This window comes from Limnobaculum parvum, from assembly GCF_003096015.2.
Lineage (GTDB): Bacteria > Pseudomonadota > Gammaproteobacteria > Enterobacterales > Enterobacteriaceae > Limnobaculum > Limnobaculum parvum.
Genome location: NZ_CP029185.2, coordinates 3,093,039 through 3,116,355 on the forward strand (window position 1 = coordinate 3,093,039; position 23,317 = coordinate 3,116,355).

General features: G+C 44.0%; 24 protein-coding genes and 1 pseudogene. 5 read left to right on the forward strand and 20 right to left on the reverse strand.

The genetic code is table 11. The annotated features are described in order from the left end of the window. The first annotated feature begins 60 nt into the window (after positions 1–60). The gene (locus HYN51_RS16485) at positions 61–204 is read left to right on the forward strand and encodes a hypothetical protein (protein WP_192878404.1); all 144 of its coding nucleotides are present in this window, start codon (positions 61–63) and stop codon (positions 202–204) included. A 78-nt stretch (positions 205–282) separates the two neighbouring features. Here HYN51_RS16485 and HYN51_RS12860 read toward each other — a convergent pair whose 3' ends face one another. After that, positions 283–1,392 carry a RelA/SpoT domain-containing protein gene (locus tag HYN51_RS12860; RefSeq protein ID WP_108902063.1) on the reverse strand — a complete coding sequence of 370 codons (1,110 nt, stop codon included), beginning with the start codon at positions 1,390–1,392 and terminating at the stop codon, positions 283–285. A gap of 239 nt (positions 1,393–1,631) precedes the next feature. Between HYN51_RS12860 and HYN51_RS12865 the strand changes: the two genes are divergently transcribed. Together HYN51_RS12865 and HYN51_RS12870 are read left to right on the forward strand one after the other, a co-directional pair. Continuing rightward, positions 1,632–2,579 carry an IS1595 family transposase gene (locus HYN51_RS12865; protein WP_108902064.1) on the forward strand — a complete coding sequence of 316 codons (948 nt, stop codon included), beginning with the start codon at positions 1,632–1,634 and terminating at the stop codon, positions 2,577–2,579. Then, entirely contained in the window at positions 2,572–3,069 is a 498-nt protein-coding gene (locus HYN51_RS12870; protein ID WP_108900392.1) for a hypothetical protein, read from the forward strand. The genes HYN51_RS12865 and HYN51_RS12870 overlap by 8 nt, the downstream gene beginning before the upstream one ends. On the opposite strand, the gene HYN51_RS12875 is transcribed toward HYN51_RS12870, so the two are convergent. The 3 genes from HYN51_RS12875 to HYN51_RS16405 all read right to left on the reverse strand — a co-directional run bounded on the left by HYN51_RS12875 (position 3,042) and on the right by HYN51_RS16405 (position 4,802). Then, a complete protein-coding gene (locus HYN51_RS12875) occupies positions 3,042–3,671 on the reverse strand; it encodes a GNAT family N-acetyltransferase (protein WP_108900393.1) in 630 nt (209 codons plus the stop codon). The genes HYN51_RS12870 and HYN51_RS12875 overlap by 28 nt on opposite strands. Positions 3,672–3,687: 16 nt before the next feature. Next, entirely contained in the window at positions 3,688–3,858 is a 171-nt protein-coding gene (locus HYN51_RS16490; RefSeq protein ID WP_192878405.1) for a hypothetical protein, read from the reverse strand. A gap of 704 nt (positions 3,859–4,562) precedes the next feature. Beyond that, positions 4,563–4,802 carry a hypothetical protein gene (locus HYN51_RS16405; RefSeq protein WP_157953043.1) on the reverse strand — a complete coding sequence of 80 codons (240 nt, stop codon included), beginning with the start codon at positions 4,800–4,802 and terminating at the stop codon, positions 4,563–4,565. Between the two features lie 345 nt (positions 4,803–5,147). Between HYN51_RS16405 and HYN51_RS12885 the strand changes: the two genes are divergently transcribed. Continuing rightward, on the forward strand, positions 5,148–5,324 hold the full coding sequence (locus HYN51_RS12885) for a transcriptional regulator (RefSeq protein WP_108900395.1): 177 nt from the start codon (positions 5,148–5,150) through the stop codon (positions 5,322–5,324). Positions 5,325–5,403: 79 nt separating this feature from the next. On the opposite strand, the gene HYN51_RS12890 is transcribed toward HYN51_RS12885, so the two are convergent. The 16 genes and pseudogenes from HYN51_RS12890 to HYN51_RS12965 all read right to left on the reverse strand — a co-directional run bounded on the left by HYN51_RS12890 (position 5,404) and on the right by HYN51_RS12965 (position 22,453). Then, the gene (locus HYN51_RS12890) at positions 5,404–6,483 is read right to left on the reverse strand and encodes an aminotransferase class I/II-fold pyridoxal phosphate-dependent enzyme (protein WP_108900396.1); all 1,080 of its coding nucleotides are present in this window, start codon (positions 6,481–6,483) and stop codon (positions 5,404–5,406) included. Between the two features lie 31 nt (positions 6,484–6,514). Then, on the reverse strand, positions 6,515–7,864 hold the full coding sequence (locus HYN51_RS12895) for a YhfT family protein (protein ID WP_192878407.1): 1,350 nt from the start codon (positions 7,862–7,864) through the stop codon (positions 6,515–6,517). Positions 7,865–7,878: 14 nt separating this feature from the next. Then, positions 7,879–8,238 (reverse strand): DUF2620 domain-containing protein, encoded by a 360-nt coding sequence (locus HYN51_RS12900; RefSeq protein ID WP_108900398.1) that lies wholly within the window; start codon positions 8,236–8,238, stop codon positions 7,879–7,881. Between the two features lie 17 nt (positions 8,239–8,255). Further along, positions 8,256–9,158, reverse strand: coding sequence for a phosphotriesterase-related protein (locus HYN51_RS12905; RefSeq protein WP_108900399.1), 903 nt, complete (start codon positions 9,156–9,158; stop codon positions 8,256–8,258). 3 nt (positions 9,159–9,161) lie between these two features. Next, the gene (locus HYN51_RS12910) at positions 9,162–10,379 is read right to left on the reverse strand and encodes a phosphopentomutase (protein WP_108900400.1); all 1,218 of its coding nucleotides are present in this window, start codon (positions 10,377–10,379) and stop codon (positions 9,162–9,164) included. Next, complete coding sequence (locus HYN51_RS12915) at positions 10,372–11,547, reverse strand: YhfX family PLP-dependent enzyme (protein WP_108900401.1); 1,176 nt, start codon at positions 11,545–11,547, stop codon at positions 10,372–10,374. The genes HYN51_RS12910 and HYN51_RS12915 overlap by 8 nt, the downstream gene beginning before the upstream one ends. 67 nt (positions 11,548–11,614) lie before the next feature. Beyond that, entirely contained in the window at positions 11,615–11,974 is a 360-nt protein-coding gene (locus HYN51_RS12920) for a PRD domain-containing protein (protein ID WP_108900402.1), read from the reverse strand. A gap of 24 nt (positions 11,975–11,998) precedes the next feature. After that, a complete protein-coding gene (yhfZ, locus tag HYN51_RS12925) occupies positions 11,999–12,904 on the reverse strand; it encodes a GntR family transcriptional regulator YhfZ (protein WP_108900403.1) in 906 nt (301 codons plus the stop codon). A gap of 309 nt (positions 12,905–13,213) precedes the next feature. Further along, positions 13,214–13,753, reverse strand: a complete 540-nt coding sequence (locus HYN51_RS12930) for a 4Fe-4S binding protein (protein ID WP_108900404.1) — start codon at positions 13,751–13,753, stop codon at positions 13,214–13,216. Further along, a complete protein-coding gene (locus HYN51_RS12935) occupies positions 13,753–14,337 on the reverse strand; it encodes a TorD/DmsD family molecular chaperone (protein WP_108900405.1) in 585 nt (194 codons plus the stop codon). The genes HYN51_RS12930 and HYN51_RS12935 overlap by 1 nt, the downstream gene beginning before the upstream one ends. 64 nt (positions 14,338–14,401) lie before the next feature. Then, positions 14,402–15,178 (reverse strand): dimethyl sulfoxide reductase anchor subunit family protein, encoded by a 777-nt coding sequence (locus tag HYN51_RS12940; protein ID WP_108900406.1) that lies wholly within the window; start codon positions 15,176–15,178, stop codon positions 14,402–14,404. Between the two features lies 1 nt (position 15,179). Next, complete coding sequence (locus HYN51_RS12945) at positions 15,180–15,797, reverse strand: DMSO/selenate family reductase complex B subunit (protein WP_108900407.1); 618 nt, start codon at positions 15,795–15,797, stop codon at positions 15,180–15,182. Positions 15,798–15,807: 10 nt separating this feature from the next. Next, positions 15,808–18,233 (reverse strand): annotated as a pseudogene (locus tag HYN51_RS12950) (DMSO/selenate family reductase complex A subunit). Between the two features lie 338 nt (positions 18,234–18,571). Beyond that, positions 18,572–19,441 (reverse strand): dimethyl sulfoxide reductase anchor subunit family protein, encoded by an 870-nt coding sequence (locus HYN51_RS12955; RefSeq protein WP_108900408.1) that lies wholly within the window; start codon positions 19,439–19,441, stop codon positions 18,572–18,574. Beyond that, complete coding sequence (locus HYN51_RS12960) at positions 19,434–20,063, reverse strand: DMSO/selenate family reductase complex B subunit (protein ID WP_108900409.1); 630 nt, start codon at positions 20,061–20,063, stop codon at positions 19,434–19,436. Before HYN51_RS12960 ends, HYN51_RS12955 begins: the two co-directional genes overlap by 8 nt. Next, the gene (locus HYN51_RS12965; RefSeq protein ID WP_108900410.1) at positions 20,060–22,453 is read right to left on the reverse strand and encodes a DMSO/selenate family reductase complex A subunit; all 2,394 of its coding nucleotides are present in this window, start codon (positions 22,451–22,453) and stop codon (positions 20,060–20,062) included. Before HYN51_RS12965 ends, HYN51_RS12960 begins: the two co-directional genes overlap by 4 nt. Positions 22,454–22,941: 488 nt before the next feature. Here HYN51_RS12965 and HYN51_RS12970 point away from each other — a divergent pair, with 488 nt between their 5' ends. Then, a complete protein-coding gene (locus tag HYN51_RS12970; protein WP_157953044.1) occupies positions 22,942–23,211 on the forward strand; it encodes a hypothetical protein in 270 nt (89 codons plus the stop codon). Positions 23,212–23,317 lie beyond the last annotated feature (106 nt).

Consider the following 23,317-nt stretch of genomic DNA (forward strand, 5'->3'; position numbering starts at 1 on the left):
TAGATGAGAAATCATCTAACTCCTTGTTCTTTGGACTCAGTCTGGATCAGCAATTTGAAGATGTTTTTGAAACATATCAGAGAGATGACAACTGAAGAATCCGCACTAGGTCTACGGGTATCCATTGCCACCACCATCAAAACTCACTTAAGCGCCTCCACAGAAAGACATTCCGTCGCAATCAGTCTGAACGACGCCTCCTAATCAGAGCCGTTCAGGATTAAATTTTGGGAATTACATACTTAGCTAGCCGATAATGTGGCTAGCTAAGTTCTGGTTAAATTAAACCAAATCTTTCTGAGTTCTTGGCCCTCGGTTCTGTATCCAATATACAGAATTTATATATTTTCTGAGCCGTTCAGTAAACTTTCGGGTATCTACCAGATAGTTAGGATATGCAGTTTTCAAACTTTTAACATCATCAATACCTACTAATAATGCATTATTATTGGGATCGTTTTCTTCTTGGCCATAACGCTCAATTGCAGTTTTTTCATCATCTTTTGAATATAGTTCGATAGCAACTCTTCCTTTAATACCATCAATAATTAATAAAGCATATCCGTTATTAAATGCTTTAATACTAATATCTTTATTAGAAAAAACAGCATTAAATGATGCCAATTTATTATAAGCATTTAATGAGGTATCTAATTTGTTTAGTGTCTCTTTATAAATAGCTTTTTGAATATTACTTAAATGAATAAATCCGTCTTCTTCTGCTAAAAATTCACTCATTATAAAAAAGAATTCGCTCCACCCCTTTGAGGTAGCAACCGGATTCGTTTTTATTGTTTGTTTTTCACATAGATCAACTACTTCTACAGTAGTTGCCCAAAGGTGTTGAAGTTTTGTTCTTAGTTGTACTTCAATAAAGAAACCTTTCCAATCATGAGATTCTTTCTTGCTATAACATTTATATATTCTATGGATTCCTCGGTATCCCGTTTGTTTTGGGGATTCAATATAATCTTTTGTCCTAACTGTTTCATGGATAGTACGGCTTTCACTTAATGACCGATTCAATTCTATTAGTTCTTTTTTATTATTAACTATTACTCTACATCCACCAATATCTTGCATTCTTTTAAGATTAATAGAATTTGTTGAATTTCCATCTAATGTCGCACGTTGAAGCTTATGAATTATTGTTGGTAATCGTTTTAACCTTCTGGCAATAGTTGCGTCTGGAGTTACTTTTCTGGCATGTTTCCATACTAAGTTTTTAATAATCATAAGTGGATATAGATGGGCTGCGCGATAGTTTCTAATAACCTCAATAGCCCAGTCAGTATCTCCTGATGATTTTCTAAGTATTTCCCCAGACTTTTCCACCTGACCCTTTGAAAAGATAAGCTTTATTTTTCCACTTTGATATTGCTCATTTCCCATTCGCGTGTTCACTTTGTATTCAATTATTGACCACATGCGATATTACCTTTTTTTCAAAATAATTACAGTTCAAATTCAATTTACTGTTTAAATATACAGCAAATCAATCAAAACTACAACTTAAAGTTGTTTTCACTGTAAATCTCTATACAAAGAAATGAAACATAACTAGCCAATTAAAAGAACTTTACTATCCATTCTACTTATTTATAATGGCAGCCAATTTACTTTGCAATGGATTGGGTGCTATGGATACTTTAAACCTAGAGGGTTTCTTTGAAAAATTCCCCACAGAGGAGGCTGCCCGCCTATATTTTGAGCATCAGCGTTGGGGGGATAATAAGACTTGTCCTTATTGTGGTAGTCATTTTATATATGAGTGTAATAACCACAAACCCATGCCATACCGCTGCAAAGACTGCCGTAAACACTTCAGTGTAAGAACCAAATCCGTACTAGCCGAATCCAGATTACCACTTAGAAAATGGCTCTTGGCTATTTATCTTCTTGGTACATCCCGCAAAGGCATATCTTCTGTTCACTTAGCCAAACAACTTGGCATTACCCAAAAATCTGCTTGGTATTTAACCCATCGCTTAAGACAAACATGGTTGTCTGTTGCTGACAGAAATGACGATGATGATAATAACAACAGCATGTTAGATGGTGATGTGGAAGTAGACGAAACTTTCATTGGCGGTAAAGAAAAGAATAAACACAGCAATAAGAAACTAAGGTGTGGCCGTGGTGCTGCGGGCAAAATGGTGGTTATTGGGGCCAAGCAGCGCAACGGCAATGTGGTTGCCAAACATGTGCTAAATACTAATGCCAAAACTCTAAAGAGCTTTATAAGCGATAATATAGCCTATGGCGCAACCGTCCATACAGACAACTTTCCAGGCTATAATGGATTAAAGGGCTATAGCCACTACGTTGTTAATCACTCTGGTGGTGAGTACGTAAGAGACAATGCACATACTAACAGCATAGAGAGCTTTTGGGCTGTACTGAAGCGTGGATACAAAGGTGTTTATCACTATATGAGTACCAAGCATCTACAACGTTATGTTAATGAGTTCGTATTCAGGCATAATACTGCCTCTTTGGGTACAATAGATTTCATCAACACCGTAATTTCAAGAATGCTGGGCAAACGGTTAACATATAAGGAGCTAATCAGTGGCTAAAGATAGAATCATAGAACCTATCAATGATAGCTTCGAAAACATCGTTGCCAGCCTGTTTAAGGCTCCTGTTCCTAGCAAACGTCTTCCAAAAGCAGCTAAACACTGCAATCTACAAGAGATGTTCGGACTAGATATTGATTGCTATGTGCTGAATGATGAAGCTGAAACTGTTGTTGTTAGCCAAAAAGGCATTGGCATAATATTAGGGTTTGAAGATTATTCCAACAATATTGATACCCTGTTTGCGTATGAACCCGAATTCCTCAAAGATCTTCAATCACCAATTACCTTCAAATCTGATACAGAAACACTAAAAGGCTATGATGCATCGCTCTTAATTGATGCTTGTATTCTGGTCATGGAAGAGAATAAAGAGTCTTTTAGCGGTAGAAACAACACTCAAAAACCCGCACTACAAATCATTCAAAAGACTGCTAAAACCGGCATCAATAACTTTATATATCAATTAGCTAGAATTGCTTCAGATTGAGATACTTTATTCTCACCAGAGCTGTAATGTGCTGTTTTGTATAAATCAATAAACATAATAGGATGCTCAGAGGACTTGTTTTCTTCAGTATCAACTAGTTGCATATCATATCTTGCGTAGAAGGATATAGCATTTTGCTTTGCATCTGTTATCAGAAACCTACAGCCTACTTTAGGCATGATGGCATCTTTAACTAGGTATAATGCATATTCTAAAAGCAAAGAACCAATTCCTTGCCCCCTATATCTGGAGTCGACAGCCAATCTAGCAATTTTAATTGCAGGGTATGGAGTATAACGTTTCGCTCTTTCACATTCGCCAAAATCATAATCAATATCGATCTCACTACAAGTTAATGTAATATAACCAATTATTGAATAAGGGAATGTTATAGGTTCTTTGTTTTTGTCTGTCCGCTCGTTATCATCAATAACGACATAGGTCTGAGCGATGAAGTTATTTTTAAAATCTATAGAGTCTTGCTGAAGAAATGTTTTGAGTGGTTGATATTGAGCATCACCTGTTTTGAAGGTAGAACATCTGTGAATATCTGAAATAGGAATGATTACTAATTCAGGATCAGATTGTACATTCGCATCCATTTATACAACCTGAACCCTATTTTTGATTGTTAAGAAATTTATCCATTTTTTCTTGTGTTTGGCGACCACGCGCTATAGCTGCTTTAACCTTATCACTAGGTTTAGTGGTGTCCATTTGCTTTATAAATTGCTTAGCATCTTCACCAGAAAGAATGGTGCGCCCAAAAGGACTACTGACTATTGCCATGATGCCTTCCTCATAATATATAAGTACAAATCAATATCAACCTGTTGATACTTATGGTTTTTTAACAACTTAAACCAATCAACATTAGGTTTATTATACAAGCTTAACTGTAAACTACAAGTTTACAGACCCTAATATTATGGTTAAATATTATCAATATTGGCTAGATACATATCGTAAAACAGCACAAACACATATAACTTACTACTTTTAGTTGTTGTTTAAAAGTTATTACAACTTCAGATTTACTTCATAGAGGCTAATTAATTAAAAGTACAATTTTTGTAACTACTATAGAGCTTAAATCCTGCACGGCTAGTAAATAATATTTCCGGCTAGTTAAGTATATACCCCCCTAAATTTTTTATCCTCTCATTCTTATGAATGAGAGGATGATTTAATTCAGATGCTATACTCATATTTAATGGATAGATGTCACTTCACAGCGTTAAAACAATCAGAATAGAAAAGTAATTTCATATAAAAACCAATGGGGCGCTGGTGCTTTAATACATATACATTGCACTTTCATCCAATGTGGGGGTCTATATGTTCTCTTTTCGTGTTTTTTTGATTGTAATTTCCTTTATTTCAATAACTGCTTGCACAACTCAGAAGGCATTACAGGAGACGGGGAAGGAAATTGATAATGGCAATTATGGCGTTGCCACTTGGTATACTCTAACATTACCTATTGTTATGGTTTATGACGTTTTTACTCTTGGTGGAACTTCAGATGTTAACACCGGGATCAGCGACTTATCCTCTGCGGCATCAGCTATATCCCCTAATTCAGATGCCGCGAATACACTGTCTTCAATGGCTACTGTCAATACTTCCAGTAATCCTGAAGTTATGCAGTCAGTGAGCTCCGCCATGGTTAGCAAATCACAGAGTAATAATCCCGTTGCTTCTGGTAGTAATGCGAATTGTGATAATTCCACTCCTGATAGGTTTGCCCGCTGCTGTAACGCATTGAAAGGAAGTATGTTCCCTCCCCATCAAGATTCGGATGGAACTATGGGCTACGGATGTAAATTAGAAGATGGGAGTCGAAGAGGATGCACGTACAGAGGTGGCGCTTTAATTCAGTGCACCGTTGCTGATTAAGTTGAATCGGGATTATAAAGATATATCAGAGTTTCAGGGTTGTTGAGACTGGAATGACTTTTTTGTACCAGAGATAGAATGGTGCCAGGCTATTATTGCCTATCGAATTCCTCCAATTATTATATAATTCGCGCCATCAACATATTGCTTGTAATGGACATTAAACAGGAGCCTGACAAATGGAAGATCAAATTCTGAACGTGATGAAAGAAGCCGGTAAACCAATTTCTGCGGGAGAAGTGGAAAAACTATCCGGATTAGACCGTAAAGAGATCGATAAAGCGTTTAAAGTGATGAAAGAGAAGGGAAGCATTGTTTCTCCTGTGCGTTGCAAGTGGGAGCCGGCGCAGAAGTAAGTTGAGCCAATAAACAGATTTAAAAACAAATTATATTATTAAGCCCGCAAATTGCGGGCTTTTCACTAAATCCACATCCTTACCCACAACTCTCCCGCAAAATCCGCAAAATCGTCTCCGCCCCACTTCGATTAGGGTTGATACGAATCATCCGTTTTTCCAGCGAAGCGTCGGACTGGCGGAAAGTGCCAGACACGCGGTAGAACAGCGGCGGGATCTCAAACCGTGATTCGGCACCCACCGGGTAAGGTAGCGCTCCCAGAGTCTGAGCTTTTGCCAATACTTGTGCCGCAATCGGCTCATGAAATTCAACCAACAGTACTTTAGACTGCGCATTAGCAATAAAAGCCTGTTTTACCGATTGCACTTCTCCCTGATTCAACCGGGAGACTACTTCATCATTCACCATTGCCTGTACTGCATGGGTCACAGGGGCAAACACCATACCACGCAGCACTTCCATTGCCTGAAAACCCTGAATTTGGCTGCCGCCAGAATACATGCTGCCACGAACCTGCTCGATTCGTGCTTTATCGCCGGTAATCACACCTACACCGGGAGGGCCAAGCAATTTGAAACAGGAAAACGTCGATAGCGTCGCACCCAGCTCGCAACCAATATGCTCCACCTTCATTACTGCATAATTATCATCAATCAGTGTAGGGAGCTGATAACGATTAGCCAAAGCAATCACTTCGCCTAAATCATAGCTATCGTCCATTTTCTGGCGCGTATGCTGTATCAAGCAGGCAACGGGCTTATGGGTGGCAATCGCGTCTTTAACCGCATCCAGATGGTTAAAATCGGCTTTAACAATCTTAATACCCATCTGGTCAATAGAGACCTGTGTCGTTGGGTAAACGGGTGCATCATGCACCAGTAGCGTTTCCCCCGGTTTGGTCAACGTGGCGAGACCGGCGCGCAAAGCCCCAGTCCCTGCCCCGCTAACCAACGCCGCGGCTTCAGCGTTAAAAAAGTCAGCGATAACCTGCTCTACCCGATGCGTAATCAGAGGTTGATTCAGGCCCGGCACCAGCCCCAGATCGCCCTGAGTTAAAAAATCACTGCCGGGAAAATGACGGCAGATAATATCCACCAGTCGAAACTGTTTTTGCTGCGCCTGAAGCATCGTCATACTTTGCAAAGGGTAGGTTTTCATCTTTTTTACCTTAAATATTTACAGGTCAGCCTCAGCCTAATCCCATGATATAAATAATATTCGCCAAAATACCCACCAGAATGGTAGCAATCGGACCAATCGCCATCTCAACCAGTGGACGTTTTGATGTCTTATTCAGCAGATAGATACCCGCAACGACCATAAAGCCCATGCCTGGTAAAATCGCGTTTGATGCAATCATGCCGCCAACCAGCAGTGATATTTCCAGCATTCGGGTGATCGCCGTTCGGATGTGATCGCCACAGGCTTTAACCCCAGGGTATTTATCCAACCAGATAGCAATCTTCGCCAACAGCATGATTTCCATCAGCATAATCACACAACCTGCGATGAAGGCTATCCACGGGTTGTTCGTTGCCAGACCTGCAACGAAAACAAACTTCATCCCATCTGGGCTATATACCCCAGTGGCAATGGCTGTCGTTCCCACTAGCGGTACAAAGCTGATAGCGCGAGCTAGTGCAACCAGTAGCGCACCATTTTGCTCTCCCTGAGCCATTAATTGCAGCGATACCGGGCCTTCAGCTAACAGGCTAAAAGACATGGTTGCAGCAACAGCGGTTAAGCCACCGCTCAGCACCAATAGCCATTTGTTTTTCTGAATACGTGCAATACGGGAAGAAAACAGACCAACCAACATCTCATTGGCCCCTTTCTGATCGCTGCCCGTATTTTCCGGTGGACGTTGCTTCATAGCAAAGTAGAACATGGCGATCATCGCAATCAGTAGAGCGGAACCGTTCGGATCCAGCTTAACTGGCTTCTCAATAAAGCCGCCAAAGCTTAAAGTACCAATGGATTGAGTTGCCAAATAACCAATTAGCGTGGCAATTAATACCCAAATTCCTTTGCGGTAACCATATTGATAGCCCACCACCACCGCCGGGAACAGAGAAAAACAGACCACGATTGGATCGCCAACTTTGCTCAAGTTGCTCATAAAGTTAACCGGCAACATGGCAAACAGTTCCACCACTGATTTCAGACCAGTTAATAGCGCAACCGCATAAAACGCACCAATAATGCCGGATAAAACGAAACCTTTTTTACTGTTTGAACACCAGACCCCGATAACATCCGTACCCAATAACAAGCTGTGTACCAGAATGATAGGAGCCGTCAGCGAAAAAGGAATACCAAAACCAATAATCAGGCCAAAGCTTAAGGCAAAGCTGGTAGCGGCTAGCGCTTTGCGGCTCATACGCCCTTCTAAATGTTCTGGAATCAGCGGTCGTAATCCATCATGGAAAACCGCAATCCCCCGATTTGCCATCATCGCAGAAATCGCACCTATCGCGGCCAAAAGCCCGGCCTTAACGGGATCGACTTCAATAAGCCGCATCAAAAATTCCTGTACCATAACAATTTCCTTGATTAGGAGTAGATAGCCGCAATAATGACAGGAACAACGACATCAATGTCTTGTCCCGTAAATCCGAAAGCACTTTTACCGCCTTTTACATGAGCGATAATCTCTTCATCAGATAGAATCTTTCCCGGCATCCCAACGGTGACACAGCGGTCCATACCGGCAATCGCGATAGCCATAGCTAACGCACCGCCGCCGCCGGTATTACAGGCCCCAAGATAATAATCTACTGTTCCGCTTTTAAGCGCCATTGCCGCTTCAATATCGTTCATCACCACGACAGACGTGGCTTTATCACCCGCTAATGTACGGATACTTTCTGCAATCTTTTCTTTTTCAATCTGTCCACCGACTACAAATTTCATGGTCTTATCCTTATGTTCTATTCTTGGCTGTAATTAAAAAAAGCAGCCGGGTTATGACGCAACATGAGGTCTATCTCCCGCTGGGTAAAGTCTGCTTTTTGCAACATGGGTACAAACGTTGTTAAAAGGTAATCAAAACCGATACCGCCATTGCCTTTCAGATGTGAACGGCGGGTGATATCCATGGAAAGCATGACGCGATCAAGCATGCCCCGAGCCTTGATGGACTGAAGCATCTCAATCCGCTTGCTGTCAGGGTAGTAATCATTCTTGCCAATCGTGTCGAACTGCACCCAAGCACCACCATCAAGCAAAGGCAAGATGGTATCCAGATTGTCTTTCAGGTCACAATGACCAATGACAATATGTTGGGGATCAACACCAAACACCTTCAGCAGGATTAATTGTTCACGTCCCATTGTGCTGAGTGTGGTATGGGTGGAAATAGGCCGCCCCGTAGCGTGATGGGCAAGGGCTGCCGCTTCAAAGACTTTACGTTCATCATCAGTGATCTGATCAAGGCTGGAACCAATTTCAGCAATCACTCCCGCTTTGAGCGAAGTGCCATCAATGCCTTGTTCAATTTCATCAATCATTTCCCGCGCAATGGTTTCAGCACTCATGGCCTGCAACGAGGACGGGTAAAACTTCTGCTGATAGTATCCCGTTGAAGCAACAACATTTATTTTGCTTTCAGCCATGATATCCAGCATAAATTGAGCATCGCGGCCCATATAACGATTGGTCACTTCAACGATATTACGCACGCCAAGGGCGTACAGCTGTTTCATTTCATCTACCAGCAGTTGAAACTGGTCGAGGCGACAGTCGATATTGTTTTTAGCCCCAGAGAGATCGATATGCAAATGCTCATGCGCGTAGGTATAGCCTGAAGCATCAATATAGTTTTCTGTGCTCATCCGTTACTCCTGAACCTTAAGCAGCGGCAGAAACGACGTCCCGTTCTGCGGCGCTGGCGCATGGAAAAAATCACATACCGTTGCACCCACATCAGACAGGGTAGCTCGATGGCCGATCTGAACACCCGTTACCCCCGGTCGATAAACCAGCAGCGGGACTTTCTCCCGGGTATGCTTACTGTGCCCTATGGTAGGGTCATTGCCATGATCCGCCATCACCACCAGACAATCTTCCGGCGTCATGATTTTCAAGATATCGGGCAGATTGTTATCCACCACGGTCAGACAATCGGCGTAGCGCTCCACATTTTGAGCATGCCCTGACAAATCTGTTTCCTGAATATTGGTACAGATAAACCGATCGCCCGGCTGTCTCATCGCATCCAGCGTAATGTCCATAATGGTTTGCGAATCAACCAGATTGATATGATTGATACCATGAGAGTTTTCGACAATATCGGCGACCTTACCGATCAGCGTGGTCGGAATATGGCAACTATGCAGTTTTTCCGGTACTTGTACTTGGCTGTCCACACCATAACCCATATGAACAACCTCAAAACCCTTATCGTAGGCCCCTGATTTCGGTGCATTAATACCAATATAGATACCGAGTTTTTCTTCTGCTGCATCGATGATCTGCTGGCTTGATACCAGTAACCCACCAAAAGCAATAACGCGATCGACGCTGACACAATCTCGCACAATACGTCCGATCTTTTTTACCTGCTCAAAAGAGATTTCAGACAGGTTGGCGGTGATATTAAAGACCTGACCAAGATCTGCCTCCAGATTATCTCCTATGGCAACATGCTGATTAACCAATAAATACTGCAGCGTATCGCCAATGCGTTCTACCTGATAATCAGCCGCAAGCAGCGCCTTCTCTACCGTACCCATCACCTCAGAAAAAGGGATCCTTAATGGAGTCTTCGGTTTCGTTCCAAGAATCTCCTGATGCCCCATAAAAGTATCACCACCTTCATGTTGCAAATCGGCAGTACCAAAATTGGCATCAGCACTCGGTTGCATCACATTGGCACTAAATCCAAGCGCGTTTATAATTCCCAGCTTTTCTAACACGGGCAAACGCAAGTCAGGTTTGGCCTGTAAAATATGTGCGCAGGTATTGGCCCCAATATCTTGTGGGCGAACCTGCGGCACATCATCCATAGTGCCAACACCAAAACTATCAATCACCAATACCAAAAACTTAGCCATAGAAAGCCCCCTGTTTAAGCATCCCCTGACTGGTATAAATACCATCCAGCACAGGTCGCCCGGTTTGAATACCAGAAACTAAAGCAACGTCGCTGCGGGTAACAAAAATCTGGGTGCGGAAACACATGACAACACCACTACCCACTGGATAGTGACCTTCAAGAGGAATGTGATAGTCAATGCTTGAATCATCCAGAGGTAATATCGAGGCTGTTTGAACCGTCGATGAAGAAGAAGAAAAAACCAGCCCCTTACTGGCGTGACCCCGACGGTAATAGCCGCCGCCAAAGCAATAGCTGATGCCTGAAAACTGGTGGGATACTTCCGTGATATACACCATAGCAATTCTTTCAGGCTCAGTACCAGCATGGTTAGCGGGAATAGTGCCGGTCAACGCATGTCCCGGTTCGGTATGAGTAATGCCATACTCAGCCAACAGCGGTAAGGTGCTACAACTTGTAGCCGACGGTGCATTGAGTTGCTGAATTCCAACCCCCATATCAGTGAGCCGGTTATAAGCAGTCAGCAGCGTTTGCAGATTTGGTGTCGGCAAGGTGCTCTGCTGCTTATCGTCCCACAACAGGCAGGGGAAGTGTGTAAGCCCGGTAAGTTTGATACCCGGCATCATTTGTATCTGCTGAACAATATTGTCCAGATCGTTTAGCATAAATCCCGCTTCCTGACCGGGATAAAGCTGGTCGCTCTCGGCGATCATCTTAATCATCACGGGCTGGACCACACCGATAGATTGCGCCACCTTACTAATCTGCTGCGCTTTTTCAAGGGAAAAAACGGTTATCACCTGAGGATGCAACCGGAGCATTTTTTCCACCAGCGCATCCGGGATTTGTACCAGATGCCCGACATGACAGAGGGGAACCTGATGCTCACTTAAAACTTCCGCTTCCCTGAAGTCTACTGCAACGACTCCCCGATAACCCAACTCAATTAGCCGCTGGGCAAGGGTTGGGTTACGTCCTATCTGTTTAGTCATCAGGTAGAGCTCAATACCGTAGTCATTTGCGGTTTTAAGCAGCTTACTCCCATTTTCCAGCACCTGATCCACATCGATAACATAGGTATCAGGTAAAATAGCACCCTGACGCCAGAGCGTTATCGCAGCCTCAATCAGTTGGGGATTCTGTTTTTTAAGTGCATCAACAAACATATCTTTCCCTTAAATACGCGCTTTACCCCTCAAATATTCAAATAAATGAATATTTGAGGGGTAAAAATTAGCGATCGTTCGCAGCCAACATCAGGCTATAGAGATTAACCAACAAATATCCCTCTTCCGATGGATCGATGGTCAGAGGGAAATGCCGAAGTAATGCATTATGAATAACCAACAATGACGGATATTGCTCAGATTGCTGAACCTCTTCCAAAACCTCATTATCAATCGGGGTAATACTTTCACCACGACGAGAACGCATTAAAGCGCTGGCCATGTGGGTCAATGCCATATTCCCCTGTGAATGACGTATCGAAATGTTCCACTGCTGTTCAAGCTCGCTAATCACATTTAGCATGCCATCATGAATCTCTTGATCAATGACACCACCTTGTAAAAGAATGGCTAACCGCTGCTCCATATCACTTCTCTTTTAAATTTTATATCAATAAGTTGGCTCAATCTGTCCAATAACGACCTGTTGCTGGTGCTGCAATAGGGCATCACGATTGAGCATAGTATTTACCAACTGCTGAATCTGCTTATCATCTTTACGCGTTAAAATGACCGCTTCAGATGCTTTATAGCAAGACTTAATGCCTGACAGCACACTTGTCGTCAGGCCAAGGGCCTCTAACGTCTTTCCCTGCCCCACATTCCAGATAGCCGCATCAATGTAGCCACTGACAATCTTGTTTAAACATTCGTGGTAAGAGACTTCCACAAATTCAATATCTCTGCCGCCAACCCATTCTTCCGTCATTATTTTTTGGTCGGCGGAAGTACTGTCTATTCCAATACGTCTGATACTTTTTTCCCGACCTTGGCGAAAAATCAACTTATGCTGCTCAGCATAGCTCTGTTGCCCCAGCGCTAAAGCAATATAAATATTACCCTGTTTTACATGTTGCTCTGCGGCCAGCCGGGAAGTGACTGCTAAGTCGTAAATTCCATTTTCCAGACACGCCACGCGAATATCGGCTCCCCGCATGTGAGCAAAATAGAACGGCATATCAATAAACTGGGCTTTTAAACCGCTGGCAAGCCCTTCATAAACCCGAGCATAGGGCAATGGCATAGCACAAACCACATTATCGATATTGGCAAACTGCAATAGCTGCTTGTGATCGATAGCATCGATAAAGCTCCCGTTACGGCCACGCCGCACCACTTTCAGAGCCCCGAAACTTTCCAAATCTTTCAGCGCTGATTGCATCAATCCAACGGATAACTCGCACTCTCTAGCAAGTTCATCAATGGTTTTCAGGCGACTTCCCGATTGCAATGCCAGCAGATAACGGGCTAAGAAGGATTGAGCGATCCCCTCTTTTTTAATAAATGTTTTACTCATAGATCCCTTAACCCATTCCGCTACGCTATATCTTCATAAATTTGAAGATATCATGCAATGTAAGAAATAATAAAAAGAGATTGTTATCACAATAGAGCAGAATTTGAATATTTAATTCTAAATAACACATTATTTTACATGGTGTTATAAAATAATTATTTTTATGATGAAGATAAATAATCTGATATTTACCCGCTTGTCATACGTTGACTCGATTCAGAGTCACGGCAACACCGTAAGAGTAAAAATCCAAAGGCATAATTTGCAATTTATCTTCCTTAGAGCAGGCTATCGAGCAATCCGCACACGCTACATTACCACCATTTCCAACGCCTTTACCGGACAAACAAAGACACACTCACCGCAGCCGTCACACAGTTCAGTTTGAATAACCGGTGAGCGACCGCTTTGCCACTGGATGGCTTTTTTATCACAGCACCCAGAGCAGCTATCACAATACATATAACTATTCTGACAGGCATGATTCAATTTCGGGCGGGCATTAATATTAAAGGTACCGCTTTGCAGCGCACCTAGGCTACAGGCCTGAATACAACGATCGCAACGGGTGCAATAATTAGAGATAAAATCGAGCTCGGGCAGAGAAGTATTCCGTACAATCAAAAACTCGGGGCAAGCGGAAGCACAATCACCACAACCGGTACAGGCCTGTTGGAAAATTACCTCATCAATCGCCCCCGGAGGGCGAATCACTTCGGCTTTTTGGTGATGAATCACGACGGATGAATCAGGGACAGTCTGAGCACCTCTAAACAAGCCACGCAGCAATCCCCGTCGGCTAACGGTTCGATGCTCCATGTAAGCTTTGTAAAAGCGCTCATCCTTCATCAGAGATAAAGCGCTTTTGCTTCAACAGACAAATTGAGCTGTTGTCTAAGGGTTTGCAGATAAAGCATGGTCATTTCTGCCAGCTGTGGATAAAAGTCATGCTCAGTTGCACTCGACTGTACCAGCACCAGATAGCGTTCTCCCCACGGCAACAAATGTTCACTCAGCAATTGTTGTGCCGCCGCCGGTTTATCTGACTCCAATAAATAAGCAAACGCCATTAACATCAGGCCAAACTGATCTTCCGGTTCAGGATTATCGGTATTTATCGCCATTCCCTGCTGAGCAAGAAACTGACGATAATGTCGAGTGGACTCTCCCATTAATAGATTTTCCTGATCCAGATAGACAGAGCCCCAAGGAGGTGCGGGCATCATACCTACACCTTCAAACAACATTGAATAATCATACATCAACATGTCTGCTTCGAACTCGACCAGATGTTCAGCTTGTTGACGGACCGACTCTGGCTGTGGCCAAGGAAATAGCGGCACTAATTCGGGTAATACCGTAATCAACGCTGCCTGAGGGGGATAATAAAAACAAGCCCCGATAACTCGGGGGATCGTGGTGTTCAGTAACATAACAAGATGGCCTTTTAAGGTGTTTCACAACAGACTGACCGGAAAACCGGTCAGTCTGAGATGATTACATGGCTATTGACCACAAATTATAAAATGCGATGCGAGAAGCCAACTCTCCGACTATCACACCAGCAGAACACAGGGCCATAGCAGAAGCTAGGCCTTTATGCTTAATCAATACAACTACCGCAATCAGCACCGCCAGAGCCAGACAGAATGTCTGAATACCCCAGAACAGCGTCTGTTGAGAAGAAAGCGCAGGTTCCACCTGATTAACAAAACTCAGGTAGCCCGGTTTAACCACCAGACTAACAACGGCACCAATCAACAGCACTATCGCACCAACCTTACGTACCCCAGCTAAAACTGCACAGGCACCGCCGCCAACCAGCACGGTAAGCCACATTTGCTGCGCCGTATAACCCGAGTTCCAGCTACTAACCGTTTGTAGTTGATACACTTTGGTAATTGACCAGACAAAAGCCAGTCCCGCCAGAATAGTCACAATGTTCAATACGTTGGCGATCCCTGCATTTTTCTTGATGTAGCTGAAGAAAAGCGTACAGCACGCCAGAGCAAAGAAACCGCCGCATAATGCGATCTCGTTACTCATTGGCGAACGTCCGATGCCAGCCATCACATTAAACATGCGGAAAATCTGTCCTAGATGGAAAATACTGCAGACCAGACCAATCGCCATCAACACCAACGCCAACAGGTTGGCACGTCTGAGTTGTTCCCAATCGCTTAATTTGAGCTGAAAGCTGATATAAGCCAATAAAAACAGCCCTACCGCGCTTTGCCCAAGTACGGTAAAAAATACCAGTGGTAATTCATGCATCTTACACCTCCGCCGGATTCTGAATATGACCGGATGTATCACCGCAAGGTTTTGCATCCCGATGGGCTTTAATCACCAAATTCGGTGAGGTCAGCGATGGATCCGGTAATGGTGCGATCGCATTTTGATAACCATACTTCTCATGCAAGACACTGATTTCATCAAAATCCAGCGCCCGTTGTGGACATGAACCGACACATACTGGCTTCAGACCCTGAGCGACTCGCTCATAGCATCCATCGCACTTGGCCATCACTTTCTTCGACTCATCAAACTGCGGCGCACCGTAAGGACAGCGCATTTCGCAATAGCGGCAGCCCACGCAGATATCCTGGTTGACCACAACTAAACCATCTTCCGCACGCTTATGCATCGCACCGGTTGGACAACCGGCAACACAGGTTGGCTTAGAACAGTGGTTACAAGCAATCGACAGATAGTAGTTAAAGACGTTTTGCGTCCACAGGTTATCCTGTTTAGACCAAGTACCGCCGCCAAACTCATAAACCCGACGCAATTTTGGCCCCAGTTGCAAATCCTTTTCGTCTTTACAACTGACCTGACAGGTTTTACATCCCGTGCACTTGGAGCTATCTACAAAAAATCCATACTGTTTCATCACGGTCTCCTTATGCGCGTTTTACTTCAACGAGGTTGGTATGTTGAGGGTTGCCCTTGGCCAATGGAGACGGCCGCTGGGTGGTCAGCGTGTTAATACATCCGCCCACATCAACTCCCTGTTCGTTGGTATTACGCCATGCTCCCTGCGGTACACCGATAACCCCTGGTAGAATGCGCTCGGTCACTTTGACAGCAATACGAATACGACCGCGATCGTTAAATACTTCCGCCATATCACCGTGATTCAGCTTACGAGCCCGTGCATCGATAGGGTTCATCCACATCATGTGAGGCACCGCTTCACGCAACATAGCCACCGTATAGTAAGAAGAGTGCACACGACCTTTATCATGGAAACCGGTCATCTGCAGCGGATACAGCTCTTGTACCGCTTTATCGCTAACCCCTTCAAACGTTGGGCAATACTCAGGCACAGCAGGAATACGATCTCCTTCAGCCAGATCCCAAGTGGAACCGATAGTTGCCAAAGCCTCTGAGTAAATTTCAATTTTACCCGACGGCGTTTTTAACGGATTAGCATGAGGGTCATCACGGTAATCTTTCAGCGCAATGGATTTAGAGCTGTCCGCCAGAACGCGAGCGACAATGCCCTTATCATTAGTTTGTGCAAACTCAGGTAAGGTCGTATCTTTTTCGCGCATTTGGTTGTAGCAATATTCAATCCACTGCTCGTGAGTGCGCCCTTCGGTAAACTGATCGCGGATACCCAGCTTTTGTGCCACTTCCGCCAGAACATCATAAGACTGACGACATTCCCAAAGCGGCTCAATGGTATTTTGCAAACGGATACAATAGTTATAAGCACCGCTGGCATAGGAGTTATTGATCAGATCGTTTGACTCGACTGATGTGACATCCGGCAGCAACAGGTCCGCATATTTAGCACTGGCCGTCATGTGGGTTTCCCACACCAAAATAAACTCACACATTGATTCATCTTTCAGAATTTCATGGGTTTTATTGGCGTCAGAATGCTGGTTCATCATTATGTTGCTGGCATAGTTCCACAGAAACTTAATGTTGGTTGTCAGCTTATCTTTATTTTAACATGTGCATTTTTCGCGGTCATTTCGGTTCCGCGGGTAATGCCATCGGTCCACATAAAGCAAGGAATAGCGGTTTTAACCGGGTTAGGAATCGTAAACCCTGGTACAGAATACGCGACATTTCCACCCCATGAGCCACTGTTAGTGCCGGAGCGTCCAATGTGCCCGGTCATTAAAGGGATCATCATGATAGAACGGGAAGCTTGCTCTCCATTCGCGGTACGTTGCAGCCCCCAGCCTTGAGAGATCCACGCAGCTTTAGCTGAGCCAATTTCACGAGCCAGTTGAATAATTCGGGTTGGTGAAATACCGGTGATCGCACTCGCCCATTCAGGAGTCTTGGCGATATTGTCAGGGCCATTACCTAACAAATAATCTTTGTAAGAACCATTTTTTGGTGCCGATTCAGGCAGAGTGCTGTCATCCCAACCAACACAATAGGTTTTCAAAAACTCTTCGTTGGTGAGGTTCTCTTTGATCAGGGTATAACCAATGGCGGCTACCAGTGCGCTGTCGGTTCCCGGATAGATAGGGATCCATTCCGCACCCAGTGTGGTAACGCTGTCGGTCATGCGAGGGTCGATAATGATCACTCGCGCATGGCTTTGTTTCAGAGCGTTCAACGTTTCATAAAACTGACCGCCGCCAGACATCCGGGTTTCCGCCAAATTATGCCCAAACATCACCACCAGATCGGAGTTTTTAATTTCCGACAACAACGTTTCAGGCAAACCACCGTACACATACGGCATGACGGCGTTGATTTGCGCCGTAGAGTAAGTTCCGTGCTGATCGAGGAACCCACCGTATAAACTGAGCATACGTTTACAGGCGCTACGACCTTGCAGGTTCGCCCCTGTTGAGCCGGAACCATACTGATAATAGATTGCCTCATTACCATATTTTTCAACGGTATGTTTAATCTTATCCGCTAAAATGGTTGTCGCTTCATCCCAGCTAATACGTTTGAATTTACCCTCACCCCGAGCTCCTGTGCGTAGCATAGGATACTTAACGCGATCGGGATTATAGGTTTTCCAGCGCACCGAACGGCCGCGCAGACACGGACGAATTTGATGCTCTCCATAAGTGGAGTCATCAAAATAGGTTTCGCTGGAGATTTTGGTAATAATGCCATCTTTAACATGCACCTTCAGTGGGCAACGGCTACCGCAGTTGACTAGACAAGCGCTGTATTTAATGGTTTCTGCTGAAGCCGCTTCGGGAGCTGCAACTGCCGTGGTACTAAATGGCAAAGTGATTGAACCCGCCACTGCAGCTGCACCTGAGGCAGCCACGGAAGTTTTGATAAACTCCCGCCGCGACACCCCACCAAGGCGCGCTATTTTTTTGCTCTGCATCGACATTACCCTCATGGTAACAATAAAAAAACATTAGAACGTTTATTATTATGGAGAGTAATAATACGATTACTTGAGAAAACACTTTACTGATCTACATCAATAGCATCCCCCAAATTGATTATCCTGTCTCATTATGGATATTGATTCAGTCAATCAAACTAACATTAACAAACAAATTTGAGAGTAAATATGAATAAATCATTCAATTTATTTTGAATATGTAAAATTAATATCTATAAAGCAGGAAAAATAAGATTTACCCACTTTTGAGAAAAGGACAATGCAATTATGCATAAACATCATTAATCAGGGCTGGAAAAATATTTCTCCAGCCCTACCGCTTAATTAATCAAGAAAAAGGCATATCGAAAGACAACCTCAGCCAAAATGACTAGCATACAACCAAATGACAACATAATAGGCTGACGATAAATAACTTTCTGACGCCCTAAACAAAGCGCAAATAACATGACCAACAAACCCAATAACGCAGTTATCCATGCGCTCCAGCGCAAGAGTGGTGAATGTTCAAAAAACGATATCGCGTCATAAGGGAAAGTTACTACGCCATTCGATGATAAACGCTGTATCTCATCAAGATAATCAGGCAACACCAGCAGACGCCCTATCAGGCTAATCCCAATCAGTAATACCGCCACGCAAACCATCTTAAATGACAGCCCATCACTGACTTTGCCTTTACTTTTGAGCGTAATAAGCAATGTCGCGATACAGGCTCCCAGCGTTATCAGTGTACCGATAAAAGTAAATTGAGTATTCAGATGTGCCCAAGTCACTACCTGTGTATGGCGGTAAACTTCCCCCATGCAATATATATCAGCAATACCCAGCAATGCCGCCAGTGCCAGCAGAGTACGAGATACACGTTTAGTCATTAAAGTACGTAATGCGATCAGGCAGATAGCACCAAAGAATGCGCCGGTAAAAATAATCTCACGGCTCAACCATGACGTTGCCGCATGGCGCAATGAGTTGAAAGCATTCATCGGGTAACCAAGGTGTGCAACAGAACATAGTAGCCCGATAGCGGCCATTAGGCAGATAATCACTAAGACGGGTTTCATCATGTGGTAACCCACAGAAACCCCTGATTCATGATTGATCCAACAGGCATACAGTGCCGAAAACAACGTTGCGCCAACGGCAGCTTGGGTCAGGAGAGTAAAGATGATTAATGGCCACTCATGCATGATTGGTTACTCCCTCTTCAGCACCAGAATGCGCTTTAATCACCAAATTCGGCTTAGTTATTGCTGAAGAAGGTAATCCACGAACCTCACTCAGCACCCCATATTGTTTACGTAGCTCTTCAATTGGCCCAAACTTTATTGCCCCCAACGGACACGTTGCCACACACACCGGTGGCTCTCCCTGAGCCTGCAGGTCAACGCAGAAGTCGCACTTTGACATCTGTCCGGTCTGTTTATTCATTTGGGGAGCGCCGTAAGGGCATGACCACGAACAGTATCCACAGCCAATACATTTATCAGTATTCACCCTGACAATGCCATCCCCCTCTCGCTTATGCATTGCCGTTGTCGGGCAATTTTTCACGCAGGCAGGATCATCACAATGATTACAGGCAATGGAGAGGTTATACGAATAGACATTATTCTGGTAAGCACCGCTGCCGTTATCGATAAAGCCCCCACCCGTTAGGGAATATATTCGACGAAAACGACGACCAACTTCGAGGTCATTTTTATCTTTGCAGGCAACCTGGCAGGCTTTACAACTAGAACACAGCGAAGAATCAATAAAGAAACCTAGCTGCTTATCACTGACCGGTTTGAATTCCACGAAATTAGTCATGCTTTTTTCACCTCAACCAGTAGTGTCTGATGAGAGTTTCCCTTCGCCAACGCGGTCATACGGGTTGAAGTCAATACGTTAGCGCACCCTCCCCGATCCACGCCATCTTTATCAGGATTCCACCAAGCCCCAGAACGCATAGCAACAACGCCCGGCATAATGCGCGATGTAATCTCAACAGGAACCCGACTCACCCCCCTATCGTTATAGATTTGTACTTCATCGCCCTGAACAATTTGCCTGTTTTTCGCATCTTGTGGATTTATCCAGAGCGTTTGCGGCTCCACTTCCTGCAACCACGGATTGGCATACTGAGTCGAATTGGCGCGGTGTTTACCTTTCCAGGTAATCAACTGCAAAGGGTACTTTTCAATCAGTTTATCTTCTGGACCTTCAGTAGCAGGAACATAGTGAGATAACGCCGGAATTTCCGGATTCTGCATGTCATACAATCGTTTAGAGAAAATCTCTATTTTGCCTGATGGCGTTGTAAACGGGTTATTTTGTGGATCAGTGATATTTTTTTCAAAGGCAACATGAGGCGCACTTTTAAACAAATGTTGACGTTGTACCTGCAACTGCTCAAAAGTTGGCAGATTTTCTTCCGGCCTAGTTACACGTGTTTGCTCAACAATATATTCAACCCACTGCTTCTCATCACGCCCTTCGCTGAATGCCGCCTCAACACCCATTTTAGCGGCTACTTCACGCAACCACTCATAATCTGAGCGACGTTCAAAATCAGGTTCAATCACTTTTTCGGACAGCATAAAATAGCTGCCGGTTCCCCAGGTTTCCCCGATGTTCCAGCGTTCCATAAAGCTGGTTTCCGGCAAAAGTAAATCGGCGTATTTAGCACTTGGCGTAAGAAACAGGTCGCTAGCGACAATGAATTCGACCTTAGATTCATCTTCCAATAATTTGATGGTTTTATTGATATCTGGATTCTGGTTAGCCAAGTAATTACCTGCTAACGAAAATATCATTTTAATATTGGTATCCAGTTTATCCGCATTTTTTAAACCATCTTCCGGTCTGACTTTTGAGGCATCTTCCACTGCCTGCATCCAGTTCATAATCGAGATAGTGGCCTTTACCGGATTTTGCGGCTGAACAATACCCGTCATAAATTTGCGGCTGGCAATACCGCCATAGCCTCCTGCCCAGCCCCCTTTAACCCCAACATTACCCGTAATGGTCGCCAGCAAGGTTGAGGCTCTGGCCGTGCGTTCACCACAGATGTGTCGTTGTGGCCCCCATCCCTGTATTAATGCAGCAGGTTTGGTCGTAGCGTAGTCTCGAGCCAGTTGACGTATAGTTTGAGCCGGAACTTTGGTGATTTTTTCTGCCCACTCGGGCGTTTTTACCACGCCGTCTTTTACGCCCGTCAGGTAAGCAACCAGCGATTCATTCGCTGGAACCCCTTCAGGCATATTCTGTTCATCAAAGCCTAAAGTATGGCGTTCAATAAACGCTTTATCGTGTAAATTCTCTGTCACGATGACATACATCATCGCATCCATCATCGCGTTATCAGTGGTTGGCAGTAGAGGGATCCATTGATCGGCATAGCTGGTGGCCGTATCAGAATAACGGGGATCAACCACGATAAAACGTGTCCCGTTTTCCTTCATCTTTTTATAGAAATAGTTAGTATGACCAAAAATCGTTTCTGTCGGATTGTGCCCCCACAAAATAACCAATTTGGTTTCTGACAGTGTATCCAGCGAACTGCCGGAAGCCGCCACGCCATAGGTATAAGGCGTGGCGGCCGCCGTATTGCCCATACTGACAGAATGATAATAACCAAGATAGCCACCGGTGAGATTCAACAGCCGCTTTAGCATCTTATCGCCAGAGAAAGAACCGCCAGAAACGCCAGTTGCTACATGAGCAAAACGCGCAGCCGGCCCATATGTATCGCCAATACGTTTCATTTGCTCAGCAATCAGGGTGGTGGCCTCATCCCAGCTAATGCGCTTAAACTTGCCTTCGCCACGTTTACCTACGCGCAGCATCGGGTATTTCAGGCGGTTAGGATGGTAAACGAACTGCCGATATGCCCGCCCGCGAACGCAGGCTCTCATTACCGGCATTTGCTCATCAAGTGCACTATCTGGACGCGTGCTTATGCGAGTAACAGTGCCTTGGCTAAGGTGTACCCGTACATCACACTTACCGCCACAATCAAAGGTACTGCAAGTCTGAACAATACGTTCTTCTCTACGCGCCACAGAAGGGGATACCAGCGCTTTCGATGTCGCATTCGCTATTTTAGAAGAGATGAAAGGTAACGCGATCAACGCGCCCCCAGCTTGTAAAAGTCGTCGCCGATTTACGGTAAAGTCACCTTTCTCTGACTCTCTGGTTTCATTAGGCTTATATTTCATTGATTAAATCGCTCACATAAATAAAAGCGATTATAAAAATACTAATAAAGAGTTATATTGATAATTATCAAGTGAGGAATATCCATATAACTATATTTTTAAGAAAAACAAAATGATATCTAGAATAATTATTCTTAACACCCCATTAAAACCTCAATCACCGAAGCTAAAATAACCGATTGGTTTAATGATGAAAAATAAAAAACTGAAATAAAAAAATATAAGTATATTGAGAAATTAGAACGTACCAATTATTAGATAGATATTATTCAATATAAACCGAATACATTGATATTTACCCTACCAAAATACAACACATCAGCACAAAATTATCCTTTACGCTAATATCAAATCATCGGTGTTTATTAAAATAATCGGCAATGGCTCCACGGGTGAATACCCTTCTTTGCTTCGGCAGGAAATCCCTGTTTATCAGGAGTATGATTAGTGATACTTTCTATCCATGTCCATTCGCTGTGAGAATAACTATGCCGCTACTTGAACATCTGATTGAAGGTATCCAGCGAAAAAAAGAGGACATTTTGTTGCAATACGGCAAGGTTCCAAACGATAAGATGCTAATTGTGATACGTAAAGACGATATGCACGAACTGTTTAAAATGCGCTACAGCAATAAAAACTCGCCCTATCTCAGCGTTACCTCTGGCTACATGCTTAAACTGATGGATATCAAAATCGTTACCGCTCCCGAAGAGGTGCTGAAGGGAAAGCTCTTTCTTCTCACGCTGATTGTTTAAAATACATCCACTTTTGCCAGAACGTTTTCATCTGATTTGGGGTCATCTATATAGCTGGGAAATTCTGGTGACAGAAAAATCGCAGAGCAAATAAAACCTAATGGCT